The organism is Kocuria sp. SM24M-10, from assembly GCF_001027955.1.
Classification (GTDB): domain Bacteria; phylum Actinomycetota; class Actinomycetes; order Actinomycetales; family Micrococcaceae; genus Kocuria; species Kocuria oceani.
This window is the reverse complement of record NZ_LDNX01000172.1, coordinates 22,160-30,256: the sequence shown is the minus strand read 5'-3', so window position 1 is coordinate 30,256 and position 8,097 is coordinate 22,160. Positions and strand designations below refer to the sequence as shown.

Annotated in this window: 9 protein-coding genes and 1 tRNA gene; 7 read left to right on the top strand and 3 right to left on the bottom strand. The window is 73.3% G+C overall.

From position 1 onward, the window contains the following. A partial coding sequence (locus tag ABL57_RS20100) for a DUF2254 family protein (RefSeq protein ID WP_047805260.1) occupies positions 1–264 on the bottom strand: 264 nt, incomplete at its 3' end. A gap of 140 nt (positions 265–404) precedes the next feature. On the opposite strand from ABL57_RS20100, the gene pstS reads away from it, so the two are divergent. The 3 genes from pstS to ABL57_RS20085 all read left to right on the top strand — a co-directional run bounded on the left by pstS (position 405) and on the right by ABL57_RS20085 (position 2,327). After that, entirely contained in the window at positions 405–1,547 is a 1,143-nt protein-coding gene (gene pstS, locus ABL57_RS20095) for a phosphate ABC transporter substrate-binding protein PstS (protein WP_047805259.1), read from the top strand. Positions 1,548–1,632: 85 nt separating this feature from the next. Next, a complete protein-coding gene (locus ABL57_RS22570) occupies positions 1,633–1,896 on the top strand; it encodes a hypothetical protein (RefSeq protein ID WP_047805258.1) in 264 nt (87 codons plus the stop codon). Positions 1,897–2,045: 149 nt separating this feature from the next. Further along, positions 2,046–2,327: a hypothetical protein gene (locus tag ABL57_RS20085; protein WP_047805257.1), complete on the top strand. Its 282-nt coding sequence runs from the start codon at positions 2,046–2,048 to the stop codon at positions 2,325–2,327. A 134-nt stretch (positions 2,328–2,461) separates the two neighbouring features. Here the strand turns inward: ABL57_RS20085 and ABL57_RS20080 are convergent. Next, a tRNA-Lys gene (locus tag ABL57_RS20080) sits at positions 2,462–2,534 on the bottom strand. Positions 2,535–2,716: 182 nt separating this feature from the next. Here ABL57_RS20080 and glsA point away from each other — a divergent pair. The 4 genes from glsA to ABL57_RS20060 all read left to right on the top strand — a co-directional run bounded on the left by glsA (position 2,717) and on the right by ABL57_RS20060 (position 7,191). Beyond that, positions 2,717–4,588 (top strand): glutaminase A, encoded by a 1,872-nt coding sequence (gene glsA, locus ABL57_RS20075; RefSeq protein ID WP_047805256.1) that lies wholly within the window; start codon positions 2,717–2,719, stop codon positions 4,586–4,588. A 43-nt stretch (positions 4,589–4,631) separates the two neighbouring features. Then, the gene (locus ABL57_RS20070; RefSeq protein ID WP_047805255.1) at positions 4,632–5,276 is read left to right on the top strand and encodes a hypothetical protein; all 645 of its coding nucleotides are present in this window, start codon (positions 4,632–4,634) and stop codon (positions 5,274–5,276) included. Positions 5,277–5,556: 280 nt separating this feature from the next. After that, a complete protein-coding gene (locus tag ABL57_RS20065) occupies positions 5,557–6,171 on the top strand; it encodes a DUF47 domain-containing protein (protein ID WP_047805254.1) in 615 nt (204 codons plus the stop codon). A 6-nt stretch (positions 6,172–6,177) separates the two neighbouring features. After that, complete coding sequence (locus ABL57_RS20060; protein WP_047805253.1) at positions 6,178–7,191, top strand: inorganic phosphate transporter; 1,014 nt, start codon at positions 6,178–6,180, stop codon at positions 7,189–7,191. Positions 7,192–7,285: 94 nt separating this feature from the next. Here the strand turns inward: ABL57_RS20060 and pstB are convergent, their stop codons facing one another. Continuing rightward, complete coding sequence (gene pstB / locus ABL57_RS20055; protein ID WP_047805252.1) at positions 7,286–8,065, bottom strand: phosphate ABC transporter ATP-binding protein PstB; 780 nt, start codon at positions 8,063–8,065, stop codon at positions 7,286–7,288. Between the last annotated feature and the right edge of the window lie 32 nt (positions 8,066–8,097).

Here is an 8,097-nt window from a genome sequence, read left to right as displayed (position 1 = left end):
CGTGGCGACCACCGAGATGGTGATCGAGAACGCGGTCGCGGCCACCGCGAGCATCGACCCGCCGATGGCCGAGAGCATCCCCCGGGACCCGTCGATGCCCACCGCGTAGAGCCACGAGATCCAGGGCGAGTCCAGGGTCTCGGGCAGCCACCGGTCCACGGCCACCACGGACTGCGCCAGCACGACGGCGGCCACCACGCACACGGCGGGGACGAACCAGAACTTGTTGAACACCCGGCGCCAGGACCCGGACAGCTTCTCCATGGGACCCACCCTAGGAGACGGGACGGGCACCCCGGCCCGCACTCGCCCGGCGACGCCGTCCGTCTCCGAGTAAGCTGGACGGCCGGGCCCGCGCACCCGCGGCTGCCGCACCGCTCCACCGCTTCCGAGGAGATCTCTCCATGCTCAACGCTTCGCGCCCGCGCCGACGGACCAGGACCGTCCGACTGCTCCGGACCGGTGCGGTGACGGCCCTGGCGCTGACGGCGCTGGCCGGGTGCGGCTCCGACTACCCCCTCGGGGAGGAGCAGCGCCGGGCCGCGGAGCAGGGCGGATCCGACCTGTCCGGGATCCTCACCGGAGTCGGCTCCTCGGCGCAGAACGCGGCCATGCTCACGTGGCGCAGCGGGTTCGAGTCGAGGCACCCGGACGCGCAGGTGCAGTACCTCTCGGCCGGTTCCGGCGCCGGGCGCAGCGCGCTGGTGGGCGGCGGCACGGACTTCGCCGGCTCGGACGCCTATCTGGACGAGGAGGAGCAGGCCGAGGTCCGGCAGTTCTGCGGCCCGGACGGGGCGATCAACATCCCGGTGTACATCTCCCCCATCAGCGTCGCCTTCAATCTGCCCGGCATCCAGGAGCTGAACCTGGACGCCACGACCATCGCCGGCATCTTCCGCGGCGAGATCACCCGCTGGGACGACCCGGCCATCGCCGCCCAGAACGAGGGCGTCGACCTACCGGACCTGCCGATCACGCCGATCGCGCGCGCCGACGACTCCGGCACCACGGAGAACTTCACCGACTACCTGCACTCGGTGGCCCCGGAGGCGTGGCCGGACGAGGAGGACGGGAGCTGGCCGGGCAGCCTGCCCACCGAGCGGTCCCAGGGCAACGCCGGGGTGGTGAGCCTCACCGCCGGGACCGAGGGCGCCGTGACCTACGCGGACGACTCGCTCGTGGACGAGTCCCTCGGCAAGGCCCGGGTGAAGGTGGGCTCCGAGTACGTGGCCGTGTCCGGGGAGGCGGCCGGCACCGCGGTCGGCGAGGCCTCCCGCGTGGAGGGCACCGGCCCGCACGACATCGCCCTCGAGCTGGACCGCGAGCCGGACGCTGCCGGCGCGTACCCGGTGGTGCTGGTGTCCTACCACGTCTACTGCACGAGCTACACGGACCCGGAGGTGCTCGAGCTGGCCCGGGCGTTCGGCCACTACGTGGTCAGCGAGGAGGGCCAGCGGGCGGCGGCGGAGGCCGTGCAGAGCGCCCCGCTGCCGGACAACCTCCGGACGGAGGCGCAGGAGGCCCTCGACTCCATCGGCCTGCGCTGATCCGGCGGCCCGGGCGTCCGGGTCCCCGCGGATCGGGTCCGGTCCGGATACCGTGGAGGAGTCACCGACCGAGAGGACCACCCGAATGCGCCGGATCATCCCCGCCGCGGCACTGCTCGCCCTCGCGCTGACCGGCTGCGACGACGCGCAGGAGGACGGGACGACCGCCCCCGCGACGTCCTCCGAGACCTCCCCCACGAGCACCTTCAGCCCGCCGCCGCCCGAGACCACCACCCCCACGCCGGAGGGCGCCCCGGGCGAGGCGCAGGTCGGATCGGAGGCACCGGCCCCGGACCAGCCGGGCCCCGAGTCGGTGCCCACCCCCTCCGAGCAGCTCGACGGGCCGTAGCGGGCGTCCCGCTCGCGCGACGAAGGTCCGGGCCGGGTCGACGTACGTCCACTCCTCGCCCCGCGGCGCGACACACGCGGCCCGCTCGCCGGGTTCCGTGCCCGCATGCAGGAACATGGGTACACCCCACTCCCCCGGAAGGCACTCCCATGCACGAGAACACCACTCTCGTCCCCCGTCCCCCCTGGGCCACGGCTCAGGAGGTGACCGATCCCGAGACGGTCACCAACTCGCGGGAGCTGCCCGCCCGGTCCCTCGCCGGTCCGTCGCCGGTGGCCCTGCTCGAGACGTGGGAGGTCGTCACCACCCCGGACGGGTCCTACGCCCACCCGGACGGCGTGGTCCTGCACATCGGCCACGAGGCCTGGACCGTGGCCCAGGCCAGGGTCCTGCGCGATCGCATCGACGAGGCGCTGGGCCTGCTCGAGTAGGCCCAGCACCACGGATCCGCGGCCGCACCGCGCTCCCCGGGCGCGGCCGTCACCGCACCGCGCACCGTCCTGGCCGGGCCCGGGAGCGCGGAAGGGCCTCCTTCCCGGGCGGGGAAGGAGGCCCTTCGAACGTGTGGGCCCCGTGGGGCTCGAACCCACGACCCATGGATTAAAAGTCCACTGCTCTACCAACTGAGCTAGAGGCCCGCGCCCGGTCGGCGGGCACGGGGCGCGGCCGGTCCGGAGCGGGCACCACTCTACCGCACGGTCCCCGTGCGCCCGGGCCCCCGCCCCGCCCGGGGAGAGGGGGAGCCGGCGAGCGCTCCGGCGCGCCCGCCTAGAGTGGCCGTGAGCACCGTGCACACCGACCCGACCGGAGGAGACCGCCCGTGCCACAGCCGAGCACCGAGGAAGAAGAGCGCGCCGAGACGGGGCTCTTCGGCCCCTCGGCCGTCACCGCGTACCTCGAGCAGGTGGTGGAGCAGCTGCGCGACGAGCGCGGCGGCGCCCCCAGCTCCTCCATCCCGGCCCTCGCGGAGGCGGACCCGGAGCGCTTCGGCATCGTCATCGCCACCGCGGACGGCCACGTGTACGAGGCCGGCAGCACACGGGACGAGTTCAGCCTCCAGTCGATCTCCAAGGCCTTCACCTACGCCCTGGCCCTGCACGACCTCGGGGCGGAGGCCGTGCACGCGAAGATGGACGTGGAGCCCAGCGGGGACGCCTACAACGAGATCTCGCTCCAGCCCGGCACCGGACGCCCGGCCAACCCCATGATCAACGCCGGGGCGATCGCCTCGACGTGGCTGGTCCCGGACAGCGACCGCGACCTGCGCCGGGACCGGATCCGCGAGGCCTACTCCCGCTGCGCGGGTCGGGACCTGGCCATCAGCACCGAGGTCCTCGCCCAGGAGCACGACGCCGGGGACCGCAACCGGGCCCTGGGCTACCTGCTGGCCTCCGCCGGGATCATCGAGGGCGACCCCGCGCAGGCGCTCGAGGACTACTTCGCCCAGTGCTCCGTGCTGGTCACCTGCCGCGACCTCGCCCTGATGGGCGCCACCCTGGCCAACGCGGGCACCAACCCGCTCACCGGTGAGGAGGTCTTCGACGCCGAGACCGTGTCCCGGGTCCTGTCCGTCATGAGCTCCTGCGGGATGTACGACGACGCCGGCGAGTGGATGGTGCGGGTGGGACTGCCCGCCAAGTCCGGGGTGGGCGGGGGCATCATCGCCGTCCTGCCGGGCGAGCTGGCGGTGGCGACCTTCTCCCCCGCCCTGGACCGGCACGGCAACAGCGTGCGCGGGGTGCTCGCGTGCGAGCGGCTCTCCCAGGACCTCGACCTGCACTTCACGCACACCGCCCGGGTGGCCCGGTCCACGGTGCGGGCCAGCTACCCGATCGACCAGTCCCCGTCCCTGGTGCGGCGCAACGCCGACGCCGAGGCCGTGCTGGCCGAGCACGGGACGGACGCCGTCGTCGTCGAGCTGCAGGGCGACCTGCTGTTCACGGGCACGGAGACGGCGATCCGCACCGTCCGCGACGTCGCCTACGACGCCTCCTACGTGGTGGTGGACCTGCGCCGGGTGGACGTCATCGCCGACTACGCGATGCCGATGCTGGCCCGGACCCGGCAGGAGCTGCACGCGGCCGGGCGCACCGTGGTGGTGGTCGCCGGAAATCCCGACTTCGGCCGCTCCTTCCGGGGCGATCCGCCGCTGGAGGTCTTCCCGAGCCGTGCGGCGGCCATCAAGTGGGTCGAGGACGCGCTGCTCGAGGAGCACGGCGGGCCGGAGTGCACCCCGTCCCGGGTCAAGCCCGTCGAGTCGGAGCTGTTCTCCCGGCTGGAGCCCGCGGACGCCCGCGCGCTGCGCGTCCTCACCGTGGAGCGCACGTGGGCGGCGGGGGAGAACATCCTGCGCACCGGCCAGAACTTCGCCGGCATCCACCTCATCGTGAGCGGCGACGTGTCGATGTCCCTGCGCACGCCGTCCGGGGAGCGCGTGGAGCTGCAGGTGCTGGGCCCCGGCATGAGCTTCGGCGAGCTCGCCCTGGGCACCGGCGACAAGCAGCACGCGACCCTCAGCGCGGTCACCGACGTCACCGCCCGGGTCCTGTCCCCGCAGACGCTCGCGGAGCTCGAGCAGGAGGACCCGGCGCTGGGTCTGCGGCTGTGGAAGGCGCTGGCCCGGGACGGCTTCGAGCGGGCGGACCAGCAGTGGCGGGACGCGGCGGTGCACGCCTCGGCCAGCGACTGGTGAGCGCTCCGTGGCCCGGCGGGAACCGCGGCCGTACCCTGGACGCATGAGCGACGTCCCCCGCCACCACAAGCCGGTGAAGTTCTCCCCCGAGCAGTTCGACGCCCACGAGGGCGGCCCGGACCCGGCCCGGGTCTCGGAGGCGGCGCACCTCGCGGCCCACGCCCTGGTCTCCCGGGGGCGGGCCAGCGACGACCCGGAGATCAGCCGCCGGCTCATCGAGCTGACCGACGAGCAGGGCCTGGAGGGCATCGCCGAGATGTGGGCGGAGGCCCCGGCGGTCTCGCTCCCCGGGGCGCTGTGGCGGCTCTACGCCCTGCGCGCCGGGGTGCGGAAGGATCCCGTGCGGATGGGCCGGTACTTCGCCGCGGGGCGGGGCACCGCCCAGGTCTCCCACGTGGTCGCCGGCGTGGCGGAGCCTCCCGGGGCCGAGGAGATCACCACCATGGCGGACGCCATCCTCTCCGGGGCGTTCAACGGCGAGTTCGACGTCGCCCTGGACCGGTTCGCGGCCTTCTGCCGCGTGATCGCCCTGGGCCGGATCCGGCTGGCCGACACGGGGCAGCTGCCGGTCCTGCACGAGCACGCGCCCCGGGGACCGAGCACCGTGGCCCTGACCCAGCGCCTCGAGCGCACCGCGGAGGAGCTGGAGGCCTCGGCCAACGCCTGGCGCCGCGGGCACCTGGACTGAGATCCCGGCCACCCCCGGCCGTGCGGGAGGCCACAGCCGCCGGGCTTGGCCTGCGGGGCACGTGGACTACCATGGACTGCAGGTGCCGGGCCGCGGCAGCCCCGGGCTCCATCTCATAGCCGCCACGAGCGGCCTTCCGCCGAGAGGCGCTCCCGGTCCGGCACCGCCCCCTTCCCTCCTCCCCCGCCGCCCGCGGGCCGCGGGGCGTTCGACTGTGCCGTGTACAGTGAAGCCCGCCGTGCTCCGCGGCGCCGGCCCCGACGTCCAGGATGGTCACCAGATGGCGCTTCGCATCTTCCCGGAGGACGAACTGGTCCTGGACCTGCTGGCCGACATGTCGGGACAGGTGACGGAGTCCGTCCGCCTCCTGTCGGAGCTGATCGGGTCCCCCGAGGTGGACGTCGCGACCCTCGACGCGATCCGGGAGTGCGAGGCCCGCTCCACCGACCTCTACTTCTCCGTGATGACCACGGTGCGCTCCACGTTCGTGATCCCCGTCCCCCGGCAGGACGTCTACGTGCTGGGGCACTGGCTCAACAAGGCCGCTGAGGAGCTCCTGGCCGTGGCCGAGGCGCACGTCGCCCACGGACTCACCCGGCCGCCCTCGTACGCCACCGACCAGCTCGGGGTGATCGTGCGCATGTCCGAGCTGACCACCCGTGCCATGCGCGACCTCGCCGGCCTGCAGGGCCTCGACGACTACTGGTACGAGATGCTGCGCCTGGGCAAGCAGGCGGAGCGGATCCACCAGCTGCACATGGCCCATCTGCTGGAGCACCACAAGGCGATCCCGGCCCTGCGCCGGCAGCAGTCCGTCCAGCGCTTCGTGGAGGCGGCCCGGGCGCTGGTGCGCGTGTCCACCGAGGTAGGCCGCATCGTCGTGGCGGAGTCCTGAGCCGCGGTGCTGGTGCTGCTCACGGTCCTGGGCCTGGTCCTCGCCGCCGTCCACGTGGTGGTCAACGGTTTTCACGACGCCCCCAACGCCCTCGCGCTGCCGGTCCGCTCCCGGGCGCTGACCCCCAAGATCGGGCTGGTGCTGAGCGCCCTGGTGAACGCGGCCGGGGTCTTCACGGCCGGCTGGCTCCTGACCGACTGGATCATCCCGGCCACCCCCGTGCCGCTGAACACGGTGGGCTCGGCGGCGCTGGTGTGCGCCCTGGCGAGCACGATCGCCTGGAACGTCCTCACCTGGTGGCTGGGCATGCCGTCCTCCTCGACCACCGCGCTGCTGGGCGGGCTGCTCGGGGCGCTGCTGGGGGCCCGGGCCGTGGACCTGACCGAGCAGGACCCCCTGACCGGGGAGGTGCTGTCCCAGCTCGCCGTCCCGCTCCTGGTGGCCCCCCTGCTGGCCTACGGGCTGGCCTGGGCGCTGGTGGTCCCGCTGCTGCACCTGCTGCGCCACTCCGAGCCCTCGACCACCACCTTCCGCTCCCAGGTGGCCCAGGCCACCGGCGCCGCGGCCATCGCCTTCGGCCACGGGCTCACCCACGGGCGGCGGGCCGTCTGGGTGTTCACCACGCTGCTGCTCTGCGCCGGCCTGCCCGTCTCGGCGCAGGGCCGCGAACCGTGGATCCTGGTCCTCGTCGCGGTGGGGCTGGCCGTGGGGACCCTGTTCGGGGCCTGGCGGATCGCCTACACGCTGTCCTCCCGGATGGTCACCATCGACCCGTTCCGCGGGGCTGTGGCCCAGGGCGTGGCGGGCTCCCTGCTGTTCCTCGGCGGGACGCTCATCCCGGTGGCGATGTCGACCTCCCAGACGGCCGCCGCGGCGATCCTCGGGGCCGGGCGGCAGCAGCGCTTCCACACGGTCAACGTCCGCGTGGTGCGGCGGGTGGTCCTCGTATGGGTCGTGACGGTCCCGGTCTGCGGGGTCGTCTCGGCCACGCTGCTGCTGGCGCTCTCGCCCCTGCTGTAGCGCGCCCGCGGCCGGGCCGTCCCCACACCCTCCGCCGACGACGACGGGCGCCTCCCCCGGTGGGGGCGGCGCCCGTCGTCGTCGGCGCGTCGGCTCAGCCGAAGCGGCCGGAGACGTAGTCCTCGGTCTGCTGCTGCTTCGGGTTGGAGAAGATCTCCGAGGTGGGGCCGTACTCGATGAGCTTGCCGGGCTTGCCGGTGCCCTGGATGTTGAAGAACGCCGTCCGGTCCGAGATGCGGGAGGCCTGCTGCATGTTGTGGGTCACGATCACCACGGTGTAGTCCTGCTTGAGCTCGTTGATCAGGTCCTCGATCGCCAGGGTGGAGATCGGGTCCAGGGCGGATGCCGGCTCGTCCATGAGGATCACGTCCGGCTTCACCGCGATCGCCCGGGCGATGCACAGGCGCTGCTGCTGGCCGCCGGAGAGGCTGGAACCCGGCTTGTCGAGGCGGTCCTTGACCTCGTTCCACAGGTTGGCGCCCTGCAGGGAGCTCTCCACCAGCGCGTCGGCGTCCCCCCGGGAGATCCGCTTGCTGTTCAGCTTCACGCCCGCGAGCACGTTGTCCCGGATGGACATGGTGGGGAAGGGGTTCGGGCGCTGGAAGACCATGCCGATCATGGAGCGCACCACGACCGGGTCCACGCCCTGGCCGTAGAGGTCGTCGCCGTCGAGGAGCACCTGGCCCTCCGCGCGGGCACCGGGGATCACCTCGTGCATGCGGTTGAGGGTACGCAGGAAGGTCGACTTGCCGCAGCCGGACGGACCGATGAAGGCGGTCACCGACCGGGCGTCGATCCCCATGCTCACGTCCTCCACGGCCAGGAAATCGCCGTAGTAGACGTTCAGGTGGTCGACGTCGATTCGCTTGGACATGGTGTGTTCCTTGCTCTTTTCTTCGCAGAGGT